This is a genomic window from Nitratireductor basaltis, assembly GCF_000733725.1.
GTDB lineage: Bacteria > Pseudomonadota > Alphaproteobacteria > Rhizobiales > Rhizobiaceae > Chelativorans > Chelativorans basaltis.
Genome location: NZ_JMQM01000001.1, coordinates 1591123 through 1611890, shown reverse-complemented (window position 1 = coordinate 1611890; position 20768 = coordinate 1591123). Strand labels below are relative to the sequence as shown.

Genomic DNA, 20768 nt, shown 5'->3' with positions numbered 1-20768 from the left:
CTACTGCCCGCCAGCTGCCAGAAGGGAAAGCTGGCGCACATTGTCCGTGCCAGCCAGATCCGTCAGCTGTGTGGGATATTCGTTGGTGAAGCAGGCATCGCAGTATTGCGGCTGTTCATTGTTGCGCATGGCTTCGCCCACGGCGCGATAGAGGCCATCGATAGACAGGAAGCCAAGGGAATCGACGCGGATGAATTCCGCCATTTCCGCAATCGACATGCGCGATGCGAGAAGTTTGGCAGCCGAGGGCGTGTCCACACCGTAGAAGCAGGATGCGCGCGTGGGCGGCGAGGCAATACGCATATGCACTTCCTTCGCGCCCGCATCGCGCACCATCTGCACGATCTTCTGGCTGGTCGTGCCGCGCACGATGGAATCGTCCACCAGCACGACGCGCTTGCCTTCAATGGAGCGGCGATTGGCATTGTGCTTCAGCTTGACCCCCATATGACGGATGGAATCGGTCGGCTGAATGAAGGTGCGGCCCACATAGTGGTTGCGGATGATGCCAAGCTCGAATGGGAGGCCCGCTTCCTGTGCAAAGCCGATCGCCGCCGGTGTGCCGGAATCGGGAACCGGAACCACGATATCGGCTTCCACCGGGCTTTCGCGCGCTATCTCCGCACCGATCTGCTTGCGCACCTCATAGACATTGCGTCCTTCCACGGATGAATCCGGGCGTGCGAAATAGACATATTCGAAAATGCAGAAGCGCTGCTTGGCAGGCTCGAACGGAAAGAAGCTTTCGACACCGGCGTCTGTCACAACGATCATTTCGCCAGGCTTCACGTCGCGCACATAGCGCGCACCGATGATGTCGAGCGCACAGCTTTCGGAGGCGAGAATATAGGCGCCGTCAAGATCGCCCAGCACCAGCGGGCGGATACCGAGCGGATCGCGGCAGCCGATCATCTTTTTTGACGTCAGTGCCACGAGAGAGAATGCGCCCTCGAGCTGGCGCACCGCGTCGATGAACCGTGAATTGGTGTCGCGTTCCTTGCTGGTCGCCACCAGATGCATGATGGTTTCGGTGTCGGAGGTCGACGAGAAGATCGAACCTTCCTTCTGCAGCCGCCGCTGAACCGTCATCGCGTTGGTGATATTGCCGTTATGGGCAACGGCAAGACCGCCATCGGCAAGTTCTGCGAAGAAGGGCTGGACATTGCGCAGGCCCGATCCGCCGGTGGTCGCATAGCGTACATGGCCGATGGCGCGATGGCCGCTCAACCGATCGAGGACCGATTGCTTGGTGAAGGTGTCGCCGATCAGCCCGATATGACGTTCGACGTGGAACTGTGAGCCATCAAAGGAGACGATGCCGCCAGCTTCCTGTCCGCGGTGCTGAAGCGCATGGAGACCCAGCGTGACGATGGCAGCCGCATCCTGCCGCCCGAAAATGCCGAATACGCCGCATTCGTCGTGGAAATGATCGTCCGCCTCGCCGGCGAGTGCTTCTGCGCTAACATCTGCCATGAAATGGCCGCCCCTTGCTCTGGGTTACACCGGCAGCCCCTGGGCTGTCAGTTACTGGTCTCAGCCTCGCCGTCGCTGCCGCCGGAGATGCGGTCGATGAGGGAGCGTTCCGTATCATCGGGCATCAGATCCTGCAGCCATGCGCCTACACCATCAAGCAGCGGGCGCGACTTGGCCTCGCTCACCCAGCCCGGCGGATTTGAACCCATGAGCCAGTTGAGGAAGAGAAGTGCCACGGCCATGACGAGGATACCACGTGCAGCGCCGTAGAGAAATCCAAGTGTTCGGTCGAGTGCGCCGACGCGCGAATCGACAATGAAATCCGCGACCTTCATCGTGATGATGGTCACGATGACCAGCGCGATGAAGAAGATCGCAGCTGCCGCTACCGCCATGGCCAGCATTTCATTGCTGATATACGGCGTCACATAGGGCAGGACGTAGGGGTAGAGGAAGAAAGCAGCCAGCGCCGCTATCGCCCAGGATGCGATGGAAAGCACTTCGCGCGAAAACCCGCGCACCATCGCCAGCATGGCTGACACTAGCGTGAAGCCGACGAGAACCCCGTCAAGCAGCGTGATTGGCATTGTCACCCCAACTCCTCTTTGCGGAGGGCCCTCATATTCTTCTTTTCATCCCATCGCGGCTTTTACCTACGATGAAGCCGACCCTGCGATACGTGCGACCAGATCGGCCAGACTTTCCGGTCTGAATACCCTTGATGCCATCGCACCGGAAGGCTCTTCATTACCCGGCGGCATGGCTGCCTGTGTAAAGCCCAGCTTCTCGGCTTCTTTGAGGCGACTACCCGCATGGGCAACAGGACGTACGGCACCAGAAAGACTGATTTCGCCGAAATAGACGCAATCGGCTGGCAGGGCAAGACCGGTAAGCGAGGAGACCAGTGCCGCTGCAACCGCAAGATCGGCTGCAGGCTCCGAAATCCGGTAGCCTCCGGCAATGTTCAGATAGACATCATGCTGGGCAAAGCGCACGCCGCAATGGGCTTCAAGTACGGCCAGAACCATGGAAAGCCTGGCCGAATCCCAACCGACCACCGCGCGCCGCGGCGTACCCAGCGGAGAAGGCGCGACGAGCGCCTGGATTTCCACAAGAACCGGCCGCGTGCCTTCCATGCCGGCAAATACTGCAGCTCCCGGCGCCTTTTCGCTGCGCTCGCCCAGGAAAAGCTCGGACGGATTTGGCACTTCCCGCAGACCCTTGTCGCCCATCTCGAAGACGCCGATCTCGTCGGTCGGACCAAAGCGGTTCTTCACCGTGCGCAGAATGCGGTAGTGATGGCCGCCTTCGCCTTCGAAATAGAGAACGCCGTCCACCATGTGCTCGACCACGCGGGGGCCGGCTATCTGGCCCTCCTTGGTCACATGCCCGACCAGGACGATGGCAGCACCCTTGGATTTTGCATAGCGGATCATGGCCTGCGCGGCAGCACGCACCTGCGTGACGGTGCCCGGTGCGGAATCGGCCATGTCGGTCCACAGCGTCTGGATGGAGTCCAGGATGACAAGATCCGGCCGCTTGCCGTCGGAAATGGTTGCCAGGATGTCTTCGACATTGGTTTCGGCCGCCAGCTCCACTGGCGTTTCAGCCACGCCGAGGCGCTGTGCGCGCAGCCTTATCTGGGCAACCGCTTCCTCGCCCGAAACATAGACGATGCGGTGTCCGCGTGAGGCAAGTGCCGCGGCAGCCTGTGTCAGAAGCGTGGATTTGCCGATGCCCGGGTCGCCACCAACCAGCAGGGCAGAGCCGCGCACGAAGCCACCGCCGGTTGCTCGGTCAAGTTCTCCGATGCCGGTAATGATGCGCGGCGCATCCTCGATCTCGCCCGACAAAGTGGTCAGGGTCACGGCGCGTCCGGCACGTGCCTTGCGTCCGGTCTGCGGACCTGCACCAATACCGCTGGAGGTGCCTTCCTCGATCAGCGTGTTCCATTCGCCACAGCCGTCGCACTTCCCCGCCCAGCGCGCATGCACCGTGCCGCAATTCTGGCAGATGAACTGGGTGCGCGACTTCGCCATCAGACGGCACCTCCGACATAATGCCGGTGATAGCGGTGACCGAGTGACGTTAGAAGCTCATAGGCAATGGTGCCAGCCGCCTTCGCGACGTCGTCAATCGGCATGTTCGCGCCGAACAGTTCCACATATTCGCCGACATGAACTGCATCCGGACCAAGTTCCGTGACATCGAACAGTGTCAGGTCCATCGTGACGCGTCCAAGTAGCGGAACCTTCCGTCCATGGATGAACCCGTATGCGCCCGGCGTAGTCGATGCATCGCGCAGCGGGACCAGCGCACCTGAGGCCGAGCGGTGATAGCCGTCGGCATAGCCGGTGGAGCAGACGGCAACGATCGTGTCACGCGCAACCGTCGCGCCGCCATAGCTGACCGTATCGCCAGCCTTGATCACCCGCACCTGCGCGATCCGGCTTTCCGCCGTCACCACAGGCCGCATCGGGTTCTTCACTCCATTCACGGCAGCGCCGCCGTAAAGTGCGATGCCCGGGCGGGTCAGTTCACCGGGAAAATCTCCGCCAAGGAAGATGCCCGCCGAGTTGCACAAACTTGAATCACATTCTTGAAAAAGTGCGCGAACCCGTTGGAAAGACTCAAACTGCTTCGCATTCAGAGGATGCGCTGGATCGTCAGCAGCAGCCAGATGTGACATGACGACGAGCGGCGTGATCGCGCCGGTCAGCGCATTTTCGCGCGCAAGGGCTTGCGCCCGCTCGAAGGTCAGTCCCAGCCGGTTCATCCCCGTATCGACATGCAGTGCACATGGGCGAGGGCGGTCCGTGTCATATCCGTGCGCTTCCCAGGTGGAGATGTCGCTTTGCGAATTGAGGACCGGATAGAGCCGCTTCTCGCGATAGATGCCCGCAGCTTCCTCGCCGAAAAGACCGTTCAGCACGAATATGTCTGCTTCCGGCAGCACGTCGCGCAATGCCGCTCCCTCATCAGGCAGCGCCACGAAAAAGCGCCGCGCGCCTTCCGCCCAGAGCGTGCGCGCGACCGGTGCGATACCCAGGCCATAGGCATCGGCTTTCACGACCGCAGCAGTCTCTGCGGAACCTGAAAGCAGCTTGAGCGCACGATAATTTTCGGCCAGCGCATCAAGGTCGATGACCAGCCGTCCGCCTGCCAGGGGAGCCGATACGCCCGTTATGATCGATGCGGCCGTGTCCGTCACTCGAAGCGCTCGGGCAAATGCGAATCTTCGGCCAGATCCGAGAAGCGGGTATATTCGCCGTGGAAGGCCAGCGGCACGGTTCCAGTCGGGCCGTGGCGCTGCTTGGCGATGATGACCTCTGCCTTGCCACGTGCCTCGTTCATGTCCATCTCCCATTTGAGATGTTCTTCGGTGCCCGGCTTCGGCTCCTTGTTCTTTATGTAATATTCGTCACGATAGACGAACAGCACCACGTCGGCGTCCTGCTCGATCGAGCCCGACTCACGAAGATCGGAAAGCTGCGGGCGCTTGTCGTCACGCGATTCCACCTGACGCGAAAGCTGTGACAGCGCGATGATCGGCGTCGAAAGCTCTTTGGCGAGCGCCTTGAGGCCCGTGGTGATTTCGGTGATTTCCTGAACGCGGTTCTGCGCGGACTTGGCGGATGAACCCTGCATGAGCTGCACATAGTCGACCACGATGACATCAAGGCCGCGCTGGCGCTTCAGCCGGCGTGCTCGTGCGGCAAGCTGGGCAATGGAAATGCCACCCGTGGCGTCGATGAAGAGCGGCACCTTCTGCATGGTCTGCGCACAGGCAACCAGCTTCTCGAACTCCGCCTCGTTGATCTCGCCGCGGCGGATCTTGGATGAGGAGATTTCCGTCTGCTCCGAGATGATACGCGTGGCGAGCTGCTCGGACGACATTTCGAGCGAGAAGAAGCCCACCACGCCACCATTGGCGGCCACAACCGAACCATCCGCCTGCTGTACAGGCTCATAGGCACTGGCAATGTTGAAGGCGATATTGGTGGCAAGTGAGGTTTTGCCCATGCCCGGACGACCGGCCAGAATGATCAAGTCGGAAGCCTGCAGCCCGCCCATCCGCTTGTCGAGATCGCGGAGCCCCGTCGAAAGTCCCGACAGGTGCCCCTCGCGCATGAATGCGGCATTGGCCATGTCGACCGCCAGCTTTGTGGCGTCGCCGAAGCTTTCGAAGCCGCCATCGTAGCGCCCGCTCTCGGCCAGTTCGAAGAGCCTGCGCTCCGCATCCTCGATCTGCTCTTGCGGCGCCATGTCGACGGGCGCGTCATAGGCGATATTGACCATGTCTTCGCCTACCGTGATCAGCGAACGGCGGATGGCGAGGTCATAGATGGCGCGGCCGTAATCGGCGGCATTGATGACGGTCACGGCCTCGGCAGCAAGTCGCGCCAGATACTGCATCACCGTCATGTCGCCGACCTTTTCATTGGCCGGGAGAAAGGTTTTCAGCGTTACCGGATTGGCCATCTTGCCCATCCGGATCAGTTCCGATGCCACCTCGTAAATCTTGCGGTGCAACGGTTCGAAGAAGTGACCGGGCTTCAGAAAGTCGGAGACGCGGTAGAAAGCATCATTGTTGACGAGGATCGCGCCCAGAAGAGCCTGCTCTGCCTCGATATTGTTTGGTGCTTCCCGGTAAAGCGGTGTGTCGTCAGAATCGAGCTTGCGCGCTGCATCAGCCATTGAAAGTCCTGCACCCATCATTGCTGCGGCCGCGAACACCGCGCCAGCAGACCCCTTGCAGATAGTGCATACGCGTTCGGCCTCCCAAGGTTAACCCCTCGGCACCGCTTTAACCACGTAGCGCACGCAATCCACATGACAGGTGTTGCGCCAAATCCCGTAGTTCGCGGAATCGGGTGGTGCAGTGCCTTTTGGGGCGTCTTTGCCTTGACAGCCGAATCGCTTCTGCTGGTCTGATTATATTCCTATTCCACCATGCGCGGAAAGGCGGTGGATGCTTGCTCCTGCTCGGCCAGTGCGGCTTCGCTCTCAAGCATGTAGTTGCGCGTCAGGGGCAGGGCGTCCCGTCGCTTGGTGATCTGGATCTGGAAATTGACCATGTCCTGCCAGCGGAAGGAGGCCTCCGAACCTGCGAGATAGAAGTCCCACATGCGCGCGAAACGCTTGTCATAGATTTCCTCCACCCGTCCGCGGTTGGCGTTGAAGCGCTGCCGCCAGTGCCGCAGCGTCTCGGCATAGTGCAGGCGCAGTATTTCGACATCCGTGACGATGAGGCCCGCATTCTCTATGGCCGGAAGAACTTCCGACAGGGCAGGGATATAGCCACCGGGAAAGATATGTTTGCGGATGAAGGGATTGGTGACGGAAGGGCCATGCATGCGCCCGATCGTATGCAGCAGCATCACACCGTCATCCGCCAGCAGCCGCGCGACCTGTTCGAAGAATGTGCGGTAGTGGTTGAGCCCCACATGCTCGAACATGCCCACTGACACGATGCGGTCGAACGGGCCGGTCAGTGCACGGTAATCGACAAGCTCGAACCGGGCCCTGTCTTCAAGCTTTTCCGCCTTCACCCGCTGGCGCGACACGGCATGCTGTTCTTCCGAAAGCGTGACGCCCAGCACATTGGCCTCGAACTGGCGCGCGATGTAGAGGCCCATGCCACCCCAGCCCGATCCGATATCGAGCACCTTCTGCCCGGGCTCGAGCGCGAGTTTGGCCGCAATATGCCGCTTCTTGGCCAGTTGCGCCTCTTCAAGCGTCACGTCGGGCCGCTCGAAATAGGCGCAGGAATATTGCAGGTCCTTGTCGAGAAAGAGCCGGTAGAGCTCTCCGGAAAGGTCGTAATGGCGGCGCACATTGCTGCGGGAGCGCGCGCGGGTGTTCAGCTGGTAGAGACGGCGAAAGGCGAAATTCATGCGTTCGGCCAGCTGCATGCGCCAACCGTTTTCACCATGGGCCGTCATGTTCTCATAGGCGATCTGGAGAAGGTCGAGCAGATCACCCTCGATGATCTCCAGCTCGCCATCCATATAGGCTTCCGGCACCGCCAGCTGCGGATAGAGCGCGATGGACTTCTCCGTTTGCCGGCTCTTGATCGCCACATGCAGGTGAGGCGGCGTGCCGTCGCCAAAGCGGTGCTCCTTGCCGTCAGCGTCCCTGACAAGCAAGGAGCCTGACTTCACAAGGCGTGAGATAAACTTCGAAAGCACTCGGTTCATCTGATACCCCCGCGTTTGGGCAAGGGGAATTATGCGCAAAATCAATGGCTTTGAAAAGTGGAGCCTGATTCGCAGGGGCAAGCGAGCCTCTTGTCACCTGACAAAATGGCCGGACGCAAAGCGCCCGGCCATCTTGAATTCAAGCGGAGGAGAAGCCTGATTAGGCGTTCTCTTCGCCTTCTTCGGAAGCTTCGGCTGCTTCGCCTTCTTCATCCTCGAACTCTGCATTCGGGTCGAAGAACTCATCCGGACGGGCGCTGTCATTGATGTCGTCGCCGTAGATTGCCTCGGCTGAATCAAGCGTCTCGCCGCGAGCCTGGCGCTCTGCCTCGTCCTCGTTACGCGCAACATTGAGCGTGATGGTGACGGTGACTTCCGGGTGCAGCGCGATCGTGACATTGGTCAGGCCGATGGACTTGATCGGCTGATCCATCTCGACCTGGTTGCGACCGACCTTGAAGCCGTTCTCGTCGAGAACATTCATGATGTCGCGTGCGGAAACGGAACCGTAGAGCTGGCCGGTTTCGGCAGCCGAGCGCACGACGATGAAGTTCTGGCCGTCGAGCTTCTCGGCAACGGCTTCAGCTTCGTTCTTGCGTTCGAGATTGCGTGCCTCGAGGTCGGCGCGCTGTGCTTCGAAGCGCTTGCGGTTGGTTTCGTTGGCGCGAAGGGCCTTGCCCTGGGGCAGAAGGTAGTTGCGGGCAAAGCCGTCCTTTACCTTCACAACGTCGCCCATCTGGCCGAGGCGCGAGATACGTTCAAGCAGGATGATTTCCATCGTTTCCGTCCTTTTGTCGGCGGGCAGTGCCCGCAATTGCTCGGCAGGATCTGGAAACGGGCCTCACACTCAGTCAGGGGAGGCGGGTTCGCTGTCCTGCCATCTGGCAGTTAGGGGCATCTGCCCCAACTCGGGATTGTAAGTCTCTCCCGCTGCACCCGAAGCAGGGGAGTGAAGGGACGCGGCCACGAAGCCGCGTCCCTCACGAAATCACTTCACCACGTAGGGCAGAAGACCCAGGAAGCGTGCGCGCTTGATGGCCTTGGCCAGCTCACGCTGCTTTTTCTGGCTGACAGCCGTGATGCGGGAAGGAACGATCTTGCCGCGCTCGGAAATGTAGCGCTGCAGAAGCTTCACGTCCTTGTAGTCGATCTTCGGAGCATTTGCGCCGGAGAACGGGCACGTCTTGCGACGGCGGTGGAAAGGACGGCGAGTCGGGATCTGATTGATATCGACCATTATGCAGCTCCCTCATCATTGTTGCGCTCACGGCGCGGACCACGGTCGTCGTCGCGACGCGGGCCACGGTCGTCGCGGCGGGGGCCACGGTCATCACGACGCGGGCCGCGGTCATCGCGACGCTGCATCATGGCTGACGGGCCTTCCTCGTGCTCTTCGACGCGGATGGTCATGAAGCGCAGAACGTCTTCGGAAAGACCCATCTGACGCTCGACTTCCTTGACGGCCGCTGCCGGCGCATCAATGTTCATCAGCGTGTAGTGAGCCTTGCGGTTCTTGTCCATGCGGTAAGCGAGGGACTTGATGCCCCAGTTTTCTACCCGGCCAATCTTGCCGCCAGCTTCTTCGATAACGCCGCGATACTGTTCGACGAGCGCTTCGACCTGCTGCGGAGAGAGATCCTGCCGGGCAAGGAACACATGTTCGTAAAGAGCCATTGTCTTTGCCTTTCTTCTTTCACCTGTCTGTCCCGGCCTCAGCGGCAAAAGCCTCTGCGACCTTGTCTTTTCCCGTTGGGGATGAAGAAAGGCGCATCGAAGAGACGGTCGAGAGCGGAGACACGGGAGGCCGAAGCAATTCCTGCTTCAAGACATGCACAAAAGCGCACGGCCCTCCGTTCAGCCCCCAGCTGAAACCGGCAGACCGCGGGCTTATATGGGCCAAGCGCGGCAAATGCAAGGCAAAAAGCCGAGCTGGAGCCGCTCAAGCCTTCAGCCGATATCCCGTCTTGAACATCCACCACACGATCGTCATGCACAGTGCAAGAAAGATGCAGATCATGGCGATGCTGACGGCAACGCTCACATCCGATGTCTCGTAGAAGCTCCAGCGGAAGCCGGAGATGAGATAGAGCACCGGATTGGCAAGTGTCACATTCTGCCAGAACTCGGGCAGCATATCGATCGAGTAGAAGCTGCCGCCGAGAAAGACGAGTGGTGTGACGACCAGAAGCGGGATGAGCTGCAATTTCTCGAAATTGTCCGCCCAGATGCCGATGATGAAGCCGAACAGGCTGAAGGTTACTGCGGTCAGGACAAGGAAAAAGACCATCCAGAACGGGTGGGCGATGCGGATATCCACGAAGAGATGCGCTGTTGCCAAAATGATGACGCCGAGAATCAGCGATTTCGTCGCCGCCGCACCGACATAACCCAGTACGATCTCGAAGAACGAGATGGGCGCCGACAGCGTCTCATAGATCGTGCCGGTGAACTTCGGGAAATAGATGCCGAAGGACGCGTTGGAGATTGAATTCTGCAACAGCGTCAGCATCATCAGGCCAGGCACGATAAATGCGCCGTATTGAACGCCGTTCACCTCTTCGATACGCGAGCCGATGGCCGCGCCAAACACGATGAAATAGAGCGAGGTGGAAAGCACCGGCGAAACGACGCTTTGCAGGATCGTGCGCTTCATGCGCGCCATTTCGAACAGATAGATGGATTTGACGGCCTGCAGGTTCATCGGCTTTCCTCCACCAGGCGTACGAATATCTCTTCCAGCGAACTCTGCTTCGTGTCGAGATCCTTGACCACGATGCCTTCCTTGTTCAGGTCGGCGAGAAGCGAGGCAATGCCCGTTCGCTCGGCCTGGGTGTCATAGTTGAAGACGATCTCCTGACCGCCATTCACAAGTTCCAGATCATCGCGCCTGAGTGTGCCGGGCAATTCGCCGATCGGTTCGGCCAGCTGCAGCGAGAGCTCCTTCTTGCCAAGCTTGCGCATCAGTTCCGTCTTGTCTTCGACCAGAAGCAGGCGCCCCTTGCTGATGACGCCAACCCTGTCTGCAATCTCTTCGGCTTCCTCGATATAGTGGGTTGTCAGGATGATAGTGACGCCACTCTCGCGCAGCCTGTTGACCAGTGCCCACATATCCTTGCGAAGCTCCACATCCACACCGGCCGTCGGCTCGTCGAGAAACAGGATCTGAGGCTCGTGCGAAAGTGCCTTGGCGATCATGACACGCCGCTTCATGCCCCCCGACAGCGCCATGATCGGCGTGTCCTTCTTGTCCCAGAGCGTCAGGTCGCGCAGGATCTGCTCGACAAGTTCGGGGTTCGGCTTCCGGCCAAACAGTCCCCGGCTGTAGCTGACGGTGGCCCAGACTGTTTCGAACGCATCCGTATGCAATTCCTGCGGCACGAGGCCGATCAGCGAGCGCGCCTGGCGGAAGTCGCTGATGATGTCATGGCCGCGTACGCTGACGCTGCCAGAGGTCGGGTTCACGATCCCGCAGATGATGGAGATCATGGTTGTCTTGCCTGCGCCATTCGGCCCGAGCAGCGCCAGAATCTCGCCATTCTTGATTTCGAGATCGACATTATCGAGGGCCTTGAAACCGCCTTCATAGACCTTCGAAAGATTCTTTATGGAAATCGCGTTGTGCATGAAGCCGCCTGACCGGTTTGGGATAATGCAGGCGCAAACCATGGAAGCATTGCTGGTTTGCCGTGAAAGCTGCTCAGATATAGGACGCACACCGCATTTCTGCCATAGCAGGCTGTGTGGGGTGCAGAAGAATGCTGACACAAGGTGGCAAGGCGAGGGGCATTCGCGCGCAGTTTCGGGGGAAAAACACGCTCACACTTGACGTTGCAGCCGGAGTGCGCCACCACCACCGGCCAAACAAACCTTTGGGAGTCATGCGTCATGAGCGTCGCTTTCACCTTTCCAGGCCAGGGTAGCCAGGCCGTCGGCATGGGCCGCGATCTGGCCGAGGCATTTCCTGAAGCCCGCGCGGTATTCGAGGAAATCGACGACGCGCTGAACCAGAAACTTTCCCGCATCATGTGGGACGGTCCTGAGGATGAGTTGACGCTGACGGCCAATGCGCAGCCGGCATTGATGGCGGTATCCATGGCCGTCATGCGCGTCATGGAAAAGGGCGGTCTGAAGCTGAAGGACAAGGTCGCCTATGTGGCCGGTCATTCGCTTGGCGAATATTCTGCTCTGTGCGCGGCAGGAACCTTCACGCTCGCCGATACCGCGCGTCTCCTGCGAATTCGCGGCAATGCCATGCAGGCAGCCGTTCCGGTCGGCGAGGGAGCAATGGCTGCCATCATCGGCCTGGAGGCAGACGATGTCGAAGAAGCCTGCAAATCTGCCGGCAGGGGCTCTGTTTGCCAGATTGCCAACGACAATGGCGGCGGCCAGTTGGTAATTTCCGGCGCAAAGCCCGCCGTCGAGGAAGCAGCCCGCATTTGCACCGAAAAGGGCGCAAAGCGTGCCCTGATGCTCCCCGTCTCCGCACCGTTCCATTCTGAGCTGATGGCACCCGCAGCCGATGCCATGCGCGAAGCGCTGGGCGAAGTGAAGGTCTCCGCGCCTTACGTCCCTGTCATCGCCAATGTATCCGTCGCTCCGGTTACCGATCCTGCCGAGATCGTCGATCGTCTGGTCGAGCAGGTGACGGGCCGCGTGCGCTGGCGCGAGACCGTCGGCTGGTTCGGCGAAAATGGCGTCGGGAAGCTTTACGAGATCGGTTCCGGAAAGGTGCTTTCGGGCCTTGCACGCCGCATCAATCGTGACCTTGCTGCCGTACCGGTCAACACGCCGGACGACATTGACGCGGTCATGAAGGAACTGCTCTAAATCTCAAGCGGCTCGGCCGCATTCAAGAGGGACCTGAGAATGTTCGATCTCACGGGCCGCAAGGCTCTCGTTACCGGCGCATCCGGCGGCATCGGCGAATCCGTCGCTCGCATGCTACATGCACAGGGCGCAACTGTCGGTCTTCATGGTACGCGGGTGGAAAAGCTGGAGGCGCTGGCCTCCGATCTCGGTGACCGGGTGAAGATCTTCCCGGCCAACCTGTCGGACCGCAATGATGTCAAGGCGCTGGCGGAGAAAGCCGAATCGGAACTCGAAGGTGTCGAGATCCTCGTCAACAATGCCGGCATCACCCGTGACGGCCTGTTCGTGCGCATGAGCGACGACGACTGGGATGCTGTGCTCGAAGTCAATCTGACGGCGGTCTTCCGCCTGACGCGCGAGCTGACCCACCCGATGATGCGCCGCCGCTTCGGCCGCATTATCAATATTTCGTCCGTGGTTGGCGTGACTGGCAATCCGGGACAAGCCAACTACTGCGCGTCGAAGGCGGGCCTTATCGGCTTCACCAAATCGCTGGCCCAGGAAATCGCGACCCGCAACATCACCGTAAACGCGGTTGCGCCCGGCTTCATCGAATCGGCCATGACGGAAAAGCTGAACGACAAGCAGCGCGATTCCATCATGGGCGCCATTCCGATGAAGCGCATGGGCACCGGCGACGAAGTCGCAGCTTCCGTTGCCTTCCTGGCCTCCAACGAGGCAGCCTATGTGACGGGCCAAACCATCCACGTGAATGGTGGCATGGCAATGATCTGATCGCGTCTTGCAATCCAAGGCGGTGGAACACATCTGAGCTGCCGATGATTGGAAGATGCCTATATCAGCAGGCGCTGAAATCGCTGCCCTCAAATCCGCAAGGTTTGGTGTAGTGTGATGCGCATTGAAATGGGGGATAAGCCGCTTCCCGAAGGCTAAAGCTTTCGGATTGGTTATCTTTTCAACTTGATTAGCGGCAATCGTGCCGCTAACGAAGACCGGAAATTCATGAAGTCGAGGGTTCTCACATGAGCGATACTGCAGACCGCGTTAAGAAAATCGTTGTCGAGCATCTTGGTGTTGATGCTGACAAGGTTACCGAAAGTGCAAGCTTCATCGACGATCTGGGCGCGGACAGCCTTGATACGGTTGAGCTTGTGATGGCCTTCGAGGAAGAGTTCGGCGTTGAAATCCCGGACGATGCCGCTGAGACGATCCAGACCGTCGGCGATGCGGTGAAGTTCATCGAAAGCAAGAAGAGCTAAGTTTTCGCATCCGCGAAAACGTCAGCCAGAGCGAGCCTGCCAGAATATGAGACGAGTTGTCGTCACCGGCCTGGGTCTTCTTTCACCGCTCGGCCTGGGCGCCGAGCATAGCTGGAAGGCCCTTCTTTCAGGGAAAAGCGCTGCAAGGCGCATCGACCGTTTCGAGGTCGAGGATCTGCCCTGCAAGATTGCCAACATGATCCCGAGTGAGGGTGAGGGCGCATTCGACCCGGATGCGTTTCTTGAGCCTCGCGAGCAACGCAAGATCGGTGATTTCATCACCTATGGCATTGCGGCTGCGGATCAGGCGCTTGCCGATTCTGGCTGGGAGCCGAAGAGCGAGGATGATCGTTTCGCCACCGGCGTGATGATCGGTTCCGGCATCGGCGGTATCGAAGGTATCGCCGAAAATGCTCTGGTGCTTGAGAACAAGGGGCCGAGGCGTATCAGTCCCTTCTTCATCCCCGGAAACATCATCAACCTCGTTTCCGGCCAGGTTTCCATTCGCCACGGGCTGAAAGGTCCGAACCATGCGGTTGTGACGGCCTGTTCCACCGGTGCCCATGCCATCGGCGACGCGGCACGCCTGATCGCCTTTGGCGATGCGGACGTGATGCTGGCCGGCGGTGCGGAAGCGCCGGTCACGCGCCTTTCCATCGCCGGCTTCTCCGCCTGCAAGGCGCTTTCCACATCCTATAACGACACGCCCGAAAAGGCGTCCCGCCCCTATGATCGCGACCGCGACGGCTTCGTCATGGGTGAGGGTGCCGGTGTGGTCGTGCTCGAAGAGCTTGAGCATGCCAAGGCGCGTGGTGCGAAGATCTATGCCGAGGTTGTCGGCTATGGTCTGACGGGCGACGCCTACCACATCACGGCCCCCGCCGAAGATGGGGATGGCGCATATCGTTGCATGAGTGCTGCACTCAAGCGCGCGGGCCTTGAGCCGAAGGATGTGGACTACATAAACGCCCACGGCACCTCCACGATGGCTGATACGATCGAGCTTGGTGCGGTAGAGCGTCTTCTCGGTGATGCTGCCGAGACGGCTTCGATGTCCTCGACCAAGTCCTCGATCGGTCACCTGCTTGGTGCTGCGGGTGCGGCAGAAGCAATTTTCTCGGTGCTGGCCATCCGCGACAATATCGCGCCGCCCACGATCAATCTGGACAATCCGCAGGTCGAGACAAAGCTGGATCTCGTTCCTAACAAGGCGCGCGAGCGCCAGATCGACGTGGCCCTCTCGAACTCGTTCGGCTTTGGCGGAACCAATGCTTCGCTGGTCTTCCAGCGTTATGAGGCTTGATCAGGGAAGGCTCTGGCCTTCCTTGATGCATCTTGTTGCCGTTATTGTGCCGTCAGTTTGCAGCCGTTGATTCTGCATCCACGCATTCAGGAGATTCGTAGGCACCATGGCTGGTGAAACTGAGCAGAATGGCGGTCGCCCTCAAAAGGGCAAGGGTCGTCCGGTGGTCGCCAAATCCGCGCGCGAGGCACTGCGCCCCAGGGAAGGCACACCGCCGCCGCGCCGCTCGCGCCAATCGCGCAACCAGTTCGTCGTATTCCTGAATTTTCTGATGTCCTCGGTCATCTTCCTGGTGATCGCCGCTGGCATTGCCTTCTATTTTGGCAAGCGCGAATTCGAGGCGCCTGGTCCGGCAACAAGCGCGGAGACCATCATGGTGCGCCCGAATATGAGCGTGCGTGAGATTGCGACGCAGCTCGAGCGCGAAAGCCTCATCAGCGACACGCGCATATTCCTCATGGGCTTGCGTGCCTATGGCGCCGACAGCCGCATCAAGGCCGGCGAATATGAGATCAAGGCCGGTGCGTCCATGCACGAGATCATGGAGTTGCTGGAAAGCGGCAAGTCTGTTCTCTATTCGCTGACCATTCCTGAAGGTCTGACAGTCAAACAGGTCTTCGAGCGTATCGCCCAGACCGATGAACTCTCCGGCGATCTGCCTGAAGAACTTCCGCCGGAGGGCAGTCTTGCAGCTGACACGATCCGCTTCACCCGTGGACTGGACCGTACCGAACTCGTGGAGAAGCTGAAACAGGACCAGGATGAACTCGTTCAGAGTATCTGGGAACGTCGCGCGGAAGGCCTGCCGATCGATACCATAGAGGAATTCGTTACCCTGGCTTCGATTGTTGAGAAAGAGACCGGTCGCGCAGATGAGCGTTCCCGCGTTGCCGCAGTCTTCATCAACCGCCTGAAGCAAGGCATGCGCCTCCAGTCCGATCCAACCATCATCTACGGCATCTTCGGTGGAGACGGTAAGCCATCCGATCGTCCGATCTATCGCTCCGACATCGAGAAGAAGACGGATTACAACACATATCAGATCGACGGTCTTCCACCGACGCCGATTGCCAATCCGGGTCGCGCCGCGCTTGAAGCCGTTGCAAATCCATCCCGTACCGACGACCTCTATTTCGTCGCCGACGGCACCGGCGGTCACGTCTTTGCCAAGACGCTCAAGGAGCATAACGAAAACGTTGCGCGCTGGCGCCGCATAGAGCGCGAACAGCGCCAGCAGGCCGAAGAAGCAGCCAAGGAAGCTGACGGCGGCTGAAGTGCCAGCTATGGGGGAATGATGGCGCTACAAAGCATGACGGGTTTCGCCCGCGAGGCCCGTGAAAACGATCTGGCGGCTATCGCCTGGGAACTGAGATCGGTCAATGGCCGGGGGCTGGAGGCGCGGCTGCGCCTGCCTCAGGGTTTCGAGCGCCTGGAGCAGTCGGCCAAGTTGCGCATCCAGCAGCGCTTCGCGCGTGGCAACATCCAAGCCAGCCTTTCCGTCATGCGTGGTGACACCTTGCGCCGCCCGGTGGTGGATGAAGCCTTCCTCATCGAGCTTGCTGATCTTGCCAAGCGGCTGGAGGAACAGCATGGGGCAGCACCGGCCCGTGCCGACGGTCTTCTGGCCCTGCGCGGTGTTCTGGAAGTCCCCGAAGCGAATGCGGATGAGGAAAGTCGCGCAGCGCTAGACGAGTTGGCACTGGCAGCACTCGACAAGGCGCTCGATGCACTGGTCGACGCCCGCAATCAGGAAGGTGCCGCCCTCAAGCCTGTTCTGCTTGGCCAGATCGACCGGATAGAGGCATTGGTGGCGCGTGCCGAGGCTGATCCCTCCCGCCAGCCCGAGCGTATCAGGGAGCGACTTGCAGAGCAGGTCCGGCTCCTGTCCCAATCCGCGAACGGCTTCGACGAAGCACGCCTTCATCAGGAAGCCGCCATACTTGCAGCCAAGGCCGATATCCGCGAGGAACTCGATCGACTGAAAACCCACGTAGAGGCCGCGCGCGCCTTGATCGAGGCTGGCGGCCCGGTTGGGCGCAAGCTGGATTTTCTTGCGCAGGAATTCAATCGCGAAGCCAACACGCTTTGCTCGAAATCGAATGCCGCGACCATCACGGCGATTGGGCTCGAGCTAAAGGTGGTGGTCGATCAGCTGCGCGAGCAGGTACAGAATCTGGAGTAGGTTCCATGGACGGCAACAATTTCGTAGAGGTCCGCCGTCGCGGCCTGATGCTGGTACTCTCCTCGCCCTCAGGCGCAGGCAAGTCGACCATCGCCCGCAATCTTCTGGAGCATGTCAGTGGATTCCAGATTTCCGTCAGCGTGACGACACGCCCACGCCGCGGCAGCGAGATCGAGGGTGTTCACTACCATTTCAAGACGCAACGCGAATTCGAGATCATGCGCGACAATGACGAGCTTCTCGAATGGGCGGAAGTTCACGGCAATTTTTACGGAACGCCGCGTCGTCCGGTGGAGGAAGCCATCGCCGCCGGGCGCGACATGCTCTTCGACATCGACTGGCAGGGTGCCGAGCAGCTTCGCGACAAGATGCGAGGAGACATCGTCTCCATATTCATTCTCCCGCCCACGATGGGCGAACTTCTGGCCCGCCTGCACCGCCGTGCAGAGGATACGCCTGAGACCATAGAGAAGCGGCTCAAGAACGCGCATTTCGAGATCGAGCAGTGGCGTGAATATGACTATGTCGTCGTCAATGACGACCTGTCGCGTGCTTTCGAGTCGGTGAAGTCGATCGTGCAAGCCGAGCGGCTGCGCCGTGATCGCCGCCCCGGTCTGTTCGATTTCGTGTCGGATCTTCTGAACGAGAAGCCGGTCTGACCTCTCAGCCAGCCGGCGTATTCGCCAGCTTCACGAATTCTTCGACGGACAATGTCTCCGCGCGGCGTGTTGGCTCGATGCCCGCGCGCTCCAGATAATTCGCGCCGCCAAAGGCCTTGAGGCTCTGCCTCAGCATCTTGCGGCGCTGCCCGAAGGCGGCCTCGCTGATCTTTTGCAGGCGCGCCGGATCAACCTCCAGCGGCTCGCGGTTCGGCTCGACCTGAATGACGGAGGACGTTACTTTCGGCGGGGGCCAGAAGGCCTGCGGGGGCACGTCGAACGCGATCTTCGCGCGGGTGCGCCATCCGGCCAGAACGCCCAGTCTGCCATAATGGTTCGAGCCGGGTGCGGCTGTGACACGTTCGGCCACCTCCCGCTGGAACATCAGCGTCATGGACTCGTAGAATGGTGGCCAGTTATCCGGTGTCAACCAGCGCACCAGCAACTCTGTGCCGATATTGTAAGGCAGGTTTGCCACGATCTTCACGCGATCATGCCCTGCCGCAATGGCTGCGAAATCAGTGCTGAGTGCATCGCCAGCGATAACGTCCAGACGCTCTTTATTGGCGGTTGAAATCTCTTCAAGAGCTGGAAGGCAGCGCTCGTCCCGCTCGATGGCGATGACCTTGTCCGCGCCCTCCATGAGAAGTGAACGTGTAAGGCCGCCGGGACCTGGCCCGACTTCGATCACGGTGCAGCCTTCGAGCTTGCCGGCGGTGCGCGCAATGCGCCGCGTGAGATTGAGGTCGAGCAGGAAGTTCTGTCCGAGCGACTTCTTGGCGGCAAGTCCATGACGTTCGATCACGTCGCGCAGGGGAGGCAGGCCGTCCATTCTCAAACACTCATGCGTGTGGAAGTGTTGCGCGCGAGCTGATGCGCCAGCTTCATCGCCGCGATCAGGCTGTCCGGCAGCGCTATCCCCTTGGCTGCAATGTCGAAGGCCGTACCATGATCGGGAGAGGTGCGGATGAATGGCAGACCAAGCGTCACGTTCACTGTTTCATCGAAGGCGAGCGTCTTGACCGGGATGAGCGCCTGATCGTGATACATGCAAAGCGCGACATCATAATTTTCGCGGGCGCGCGCATGAAACATGGTGTCGGAGGGCAGGGGGCCGATGGCGTCGATCCCTTCGGCGCGCAGCGCTTCCACGGCGGGTCGCACTATCTCTTCGTCCTCAAGCCCCATGGTGCCGCCTTCGCCCGCATGCGGGTTCAGTCCCGCGATGGCCAGGCGTGGCTGGGCAACACCAAAGCGCTCCCGCATCTCCCGATGCACGATCCGGGAGACCTCCACGATCTCTTTCTGCGTCAGGGCGGCAATGGCATCGCGCAGCGACTGATGAACTGTGATTGGCACGGACTTCAGCTGCGGACCTGCCAGCATCATCACCGCTCGTGGCGCTGATGCGCCATGCTGTTCTGCCAGATGTCCAAGATATTCGGTATGACCGGGAAACTCGAAACCGGCCTCGTAAAGCGGCTTCTTGGCGATTGGGCATGTGACAAGTGCGCTCGCTCGACCCGCAACCACATCCTCCACGCCGCGCGTGATCGCCTCAATGACAGCGGCTGCATTGTCCGCCGAAGGTTGGCCTGGTGCATCGCTCATGACATTCTCAAGCGAAACGGCAGGCAACGCGTTGGAGAAATCCCGTATCGCCTCAAGCGGTCCGGAAGCGACCACCGGAACATCCAGTCCCAGGCGCTTCGCGCGCGCTTCAAGAAGGCTCTTGTCGCCCAGCACGTAGAAGGGTGGAAGTGCGCATTCCTCGCGCATCGTCCAGGCTTTCAACAGGAGCTCTGGTCCAATGCCCGCAGGCTCGCCGATGCTGACCGCAAGCGGCCGGTTCAGTTCACCTGACACGCTTTACCGGCCTCAGCGCTTGACGATCTTGGCTTCCTTGCGAAGCTCTTCGAGTGTCTGATCGGAAATGTCCGCGGCGCTCTTGTCTTCGGTCAGTTCGCTCTGGAAAACCAGCTTGGCAACGTGATCGTCGGAAACCTCACGTGCATTGCAGACCGTGATGAACTCGACTCCGCGCTCGGTCTCGCGCACCGGCGTGGCGTTGCCCGGGGATGTCTTGACGATGTGGTCCTTCCAGTCCGCCGGCAGCTCAGGCTGCAGGACGCGGCCGAGGTCACGCACGGTGACATCGAGTTGTGTCTTCGCCAGGTCGATCAGGTTCGAGCAGCCCTGCACGCGCCCGCGCATGGCTTCCGCCTCGCGCTTGCGCTTGCCCAATATCTTGCCACGTTCAGCCGAAGGTACGACGAAGATCACCTGCTGCAGCAGATATTCGGTCGTGGAAGGCTGGCGGCCTTCCTCCAGCATCTTGCGCACCACATCTTCCTGAGAGAGCTGCAGGGAAGAACGTGCCTTGGTCTGCAATACGCGTCCCCAGCCCATCTGGGTACGGATGAATTCCTTGAAGTGTTCCTTCGTCACGCCGGACTGCGCAAGGATCTGGTCAAGCTGCTTGAGCGAAAGCTTGTTGCCCTTGGCGAAATTTGCGTAGGACTCGTTGACCATCGCGTCGGTGATGTTGATCCGGTTCTGCGCCATCGCCTGGCGGCGCAGCGTCTGGTCGATCATCTCGTCCGCCGCCAGCTGCTGCAGATTCCCCGAACGGCGCATCAGCTTCAAAAGTGCGGCGCGCCGCTGGATTTCGTAGCTGGTGATCGGCGTGTCGTTCACCACGTAGCGGATCTGGGCGGCATAGGCGGGGGAGGCTGGCAGAACCGTCATTGTTGCCGCGCCTGCCGAAAGCACAAGCGCGGCGGCCATTGCGCGCATCGCCCGCTGCGCCGTCGTGCTGGAAAACTTGCTCATTTCACTGCCACCGATTTATGGGACCATAAC

At 60.1% G+C, this 20768-nt stretch carries 21 protein-coding genes; 7 read left to right on the top strand and 14 right to left on the bottom strand.

Annotation, left to right across the window (positions count from 1 at the left end):
* The 11 genes from purF to EL18_RS07760 form a co-directional block, all read right to left on the bottom strand.
* On the bottom strand, positions 1-1473 hold the full coding sequence (purF, locus tag EL18_RS07810; RefSeq protein WP_036481524.1) for an amidophosphoribosyltransferase: 1473 nt from the start codon (positions 1471-1473) through the stop codon (positions 1-3).
* A gap of 47 nt (positions 1474-1520) precedes the next feature.
* Entirely contained in the window at positions 1521-2060 is a 540-nt protein-coding gene (locus EL18_RS07805; protein ID WP_036481522.1) for a CvpA family protein, read from the bottom strand.
* 66 nt (positions 2061-2126) lie between these two features.
* Positions 2127-3512, bottom strand: a complete 1386-nt coding sequence (gene radA, locus EL18_RS07800; RefSeq protein ID WP_036481519.1) for a DNA repair protein RadA — start codon at positions 3510-3512, stop codon at positions 2127-2129.
* Complete coding sequence (alr, locus tag EL18_RS07795; RefSeq protein ID WP_244444533.1) at positions 3512-4684, bottom strand: alanine racemase; 1173 nt, start codon at positions 4682-4684, stop codon at positions 3512-3514. Before alr ends, radA begins: the two co-directional genes overlap by 1 nt.
* On the bottom strand, positions 4681-6171 hold the full coding sequence (locus EL18_RS07790; RefSeq protein WP_036481516.1) for a replicative DNA helicase: 1491 nt from the start codon (positions 6169-6171) through the stop codon (positions 4681-4683). Before EL18_RS07790 ends, alr begins: the two co-directional genes overlap by 4 nt.
* A 245-nt stretch (positions 6172-6416) precedes the next feature.
* Positions 6417-7673, bottom strand: coding sequence for a cyclopropane fatty acid synthase (locus EL18_RS07785; protein ID WP_036481513.1), 1257 nt, complete (start codon positions 7671-7673; stop codon positions 6417-6419).
* 160 nt (positions 7674-7833) lie between these two features.
* Positions 7834-8451 (bottom strand): 50S ribosomal protein L9, encoded by a 618-nt coding sequence (gene rplI, locus EL18_RS07780; protein WP_036481511.1) that lies wholly within the window; start codon positions 8449-8451, stop codon positions 7834-7836.
* Positions 8452-8661: 210 nt separating this feature from the next.
* Positions 8662-8910 (bottom strand): 30S ribosomal protein S18, encoded by a 249-nt coding sequence (rpsR, locus tag EL18_RS07775; RefSeq protein WP_002963610.1) that lies wholly within the window; start codon positions 8908-8910, stop codon positions 8662-8664.
* Complete coding sequence (gene rpsF / locus EL18_RS07770) at positions 8910-9347, bottom strand: 30S ribosomal protein S6 (RefSeq protein ID WP_036481505.1); 438 nt, start codon at positions 9345-9347, stop codon at positions 8910-8912. Before rpsF ends, rpsR begins: the two co-directional genes overlap by 1 nt.
* A gap of 265 nt (positions 9348-9612) precedes the next feature.
* Positions 9613-10374, bottom strand: coding sequence for an ABC transporter permease (locus EL18_RS07765; RefSeq protein WP_036481502.1), 762 nt, complete (start codon positions 10372-10374; stop codon positions 9613-9615).
* Positions 10371-11297, bottom strand: a complete 927-nt coding sequence (locus tag EL18_RS07760; protein ID WP_036481499.1) for an ABC transporter ATP-binding protein — start codon at positions 11295-11297, stop codon at positions 10371-10373. The genes EL18_RS07765 and EL18_RS07760 overlap by 4 nt, the downstream gene beginning before the upstream one ends.
* 261 nt (positions 11298-11558) lie before the next feature.
* Between EL18_RS07760 and fabD the strand changes: the two genes are divergently transcribed.
* From fabD to gmk, 7 genes are all read left to right on the top strand, one after another.
* Complete coding sequence (gene fabD / locus EL18_RS07755) at positions 11559-12500, top strand: ACP S-malonyltransferase (protein WP_036481496.1); 942 nt, start codon at positions 11559-11561, stop codon at positions 12498-12500.
* A gap of 39 nt (positions 12501-12539) precedes the next feature.
* Positions 12540-13277: a 3-oxoacyl-[acyl-carrier-protein] reductase gene (gene fabG / locus EL18_RS07750; RefSeq protein ID WP_036481493.1), complete on the top strand. Its 738-nt coding sequence runs from the start codon at positions 12540-12542 to the stop codon at positions 13275-13277.
* A 248-nt stretch (positions 13278-13525) separates the two neighbouring features.
* A complete protein-coding gene (locus tag EL18_RS07745; RefSeq protein WP_036481489.1) occupies positions 13526-13762 on the top strand; it encodes an acyl carrier protein in 237 nt (78 codons plus the stop codon).
* A 46-nt stretch (positions 13763-13808) separates the two neighbouring features.
* A complete protein-coding gene (gene fabF, locus EL18_RS07740) occupies positions 13809-15065 on the top strand; it encodes a beta-ketoacyl-ACP synthase II (RefSeq protein ID WP_036481486.1) in 1257 nt (418 codons plus the stop codon).
* A 106-nt stretch (positions 15066-15171) separates the two neighbouring features.
* Positions 15172-16338: an endolytic transglycosylase MltG gene (gene mltG, locus EL18_RS07735; protein ID WP_036481484.1), complete on the top strand. Its 1167-nt coding sequence runs from the start codon at positions 15172-15174 to the stop codon at positions 16336-16338.
* 21 nt (positions 16339-16359) lie between these two features.
* The gene (locus EL18_RS07730; protein ID WP_036484245.1) at positions 16360-17247 is read left to right on the top strand and encodes a YicC/YloC family endoribonuclease; all 888 of its coding nucleotides are present in this window, start codon (positions 16360-16362) and stop codon (positions 17245-17247) included.
* A gap of 5 nt (positions 17248-17252) precedes the next feature.
* Positions 17253-17906, top strand: a complete 654-nt coding sequence (gene gmk / locus EL18_RS07725) for a guanylate kinase (protein WP_036481481.1) — start codon at positions 17253-17255, stop codon at positions 17904-17906.
* Positions 17907-17910: 4 nt separating this feature from the next.
* On the opposite strand, the gene rsmA is transcribed toward gmk, so the two are convergent.
* From rsmA to EL18_RS07710, 3 genes are read right to left on the bottom strand one after another with little or no spacing between them, the layout of a single operon-like run.
* Positions 17911-18744, bottom strand: coding sequence for a 16S rRNA (adenine(1518)-N(6)/adenine(1519)-N(6))-dimethyltransferase RsmA (gene rsmA / locus EL18_RS07720; protein WP_036481478.1), 834 nt, complete (start codon positions 18742-18744; stop codon positions 17911-17913).
* Positions 18741-19772, bottom strand: a complete 1032-nt coding sequence (gene pdxA, locus EL18_RS07715) for a 4-hydroxythreonine-4-phosphate dehydrogenase PdxA (RefSeq protein WP_244444532.1) — start codon at positions 19770-19772, stop codon at positions 18741-18743. The genes rsmA and pdxA overlap by 4 nt, the downstream gene beginning before the upstream one ends.
* A gap of 12 nt (positions 19773-19784) precedes the next feature.
* A complete protein-coding gene (locus EL18_RS07710; protein WP_036481476.1) occupies positions 19785-20738 on the bottom strand; it encodes a SurA N-terminal domain-containing protein in 954 nt (317 codons plus the stop codon).
* Positions 20739-20768: the final 30 nt, after the last annotated feature.

Bases quoted from the DNA above. Each gene is read 5' to 3' on its own strand.
- purF (WP_036481524.1), bottom strand. From the start codon at position 1,473: ATGGCAGATGTTAGCGCAGAAGCACTCGCCGGCGAGGCGGACGATCAT.
- EL18_RS07805 (WP_036481522.1), bottom strand. From the start codon at position 2,060: ATGCCAATCACGCTGCTTGACGGGGTTCTCGTCGGCTTCACGCTAGTG.
- radA (WP_036481519.1), bottom strand. From the start codon at position 3,512: ATGGCGAAGTCGCGCACCCAGTTCATCTGCCAGAATTGCGGCACGGTG.
- EL18_RS07790 (WP_036481516.1), bottom strand. From the start codon at position 6,171: ATGGCTGATGCAGCGCGCAAGCTCGATTCTGACGACACACCGCTTTAC.
- EL18_RS07785 (WP_036481513.1), bottom strand. From the start codon at position 7,673: ATGAACCGAGTGCTTTCGAAGTTTATCTCACGCCTTGTGAAGTCAGGC.
- rplI (WP_036481511.1), bottom strand. From the start codon at position 8,451: ATGGAAATCATCCTGCTTGAACGTATCTCGCGCCTCGGCCAGATGGGC.
- rpsR (WP_002963610.1), bottom strand. From the start codon at position 8,910: ATGGTCGATATCAATCAGATCCCGACTCGCCGTCCTTTCCACCGCCGT.
- rpsF (WP_036481505.1), bottom strand. From the start codon at position 9,347: ATGGCTCTTTACGAACATGTGTTCCTTGCCCGGCAGGATCTCTCTCCG.
- EL18_RS07765 (WP_036481502.1), bottom strand. From the start codon at position 10,374: ATGAACCTGCAGGCCGTCAAATCCATCTATCTGTTCGAAATGGCGCGC.
- EL18_RS07760 (WP_036481499.1), bottom strand. From the start codon at position 11,297: ATGCACAACGCGATTTCCATAAAGAATCTTTCGAAGGTCTATGAAGGC.
- fabD (WP_036481496.1), top strand. From the start codon at position 11,559: ATGAGCGTCGCTTTCACCTTTCCAGGCCAGGGTAGCCAGGCCGTCGGC.
- fabG (WP_036481493.1), top strand. From the start codon at position 12,540: ATGTTCGATCTCACGGGCCGCAAGGCTCTCGTTACCGGCGCATCCGGC.
- EL18_RS07745 (WP_036481489.1), top strand. From the start codon at position 13,526: ATGAGCGATACTGCAGACCGCGTTAAGAAAATCGTTGTCGAGCATCTT.
- fabF (WP_036481486.1), top strand. From the start codon at position 13,809: ATGAGACGAGTTGTCGTCACCGGCCTGGGTCTTCTTTCACCGCTCGGC.
- mltG (WP_036481484.1), top strand. From the start codon at position 15,172: ATGGCTGGTGAAACTGAGCAGAATGGCGGTCGCCCTCAAAAGGGCAAG.
- EL18_RS07730 (WP_036484245.1), top strand. From the start codon at position 16,360: ATGGCGCTACAAAGCATGACGGGTTTCGCCCGCGAGGCCCGTGAAAAC.
- gmk (WP_036481481.1), top strand. From the start codon at position 17,253: ATGGACGGCAACAATTTCGTAGAGGTCCGCCGTCGCGGCCTGATGCTG.
- EL18_RS07710 (WP_036481476.1), bottom strand. From the start codon at position 20,738: ATGAGCAAGTTTTCCAGCACGACGGCGCAGCGGGCGATGCGCGCAATG.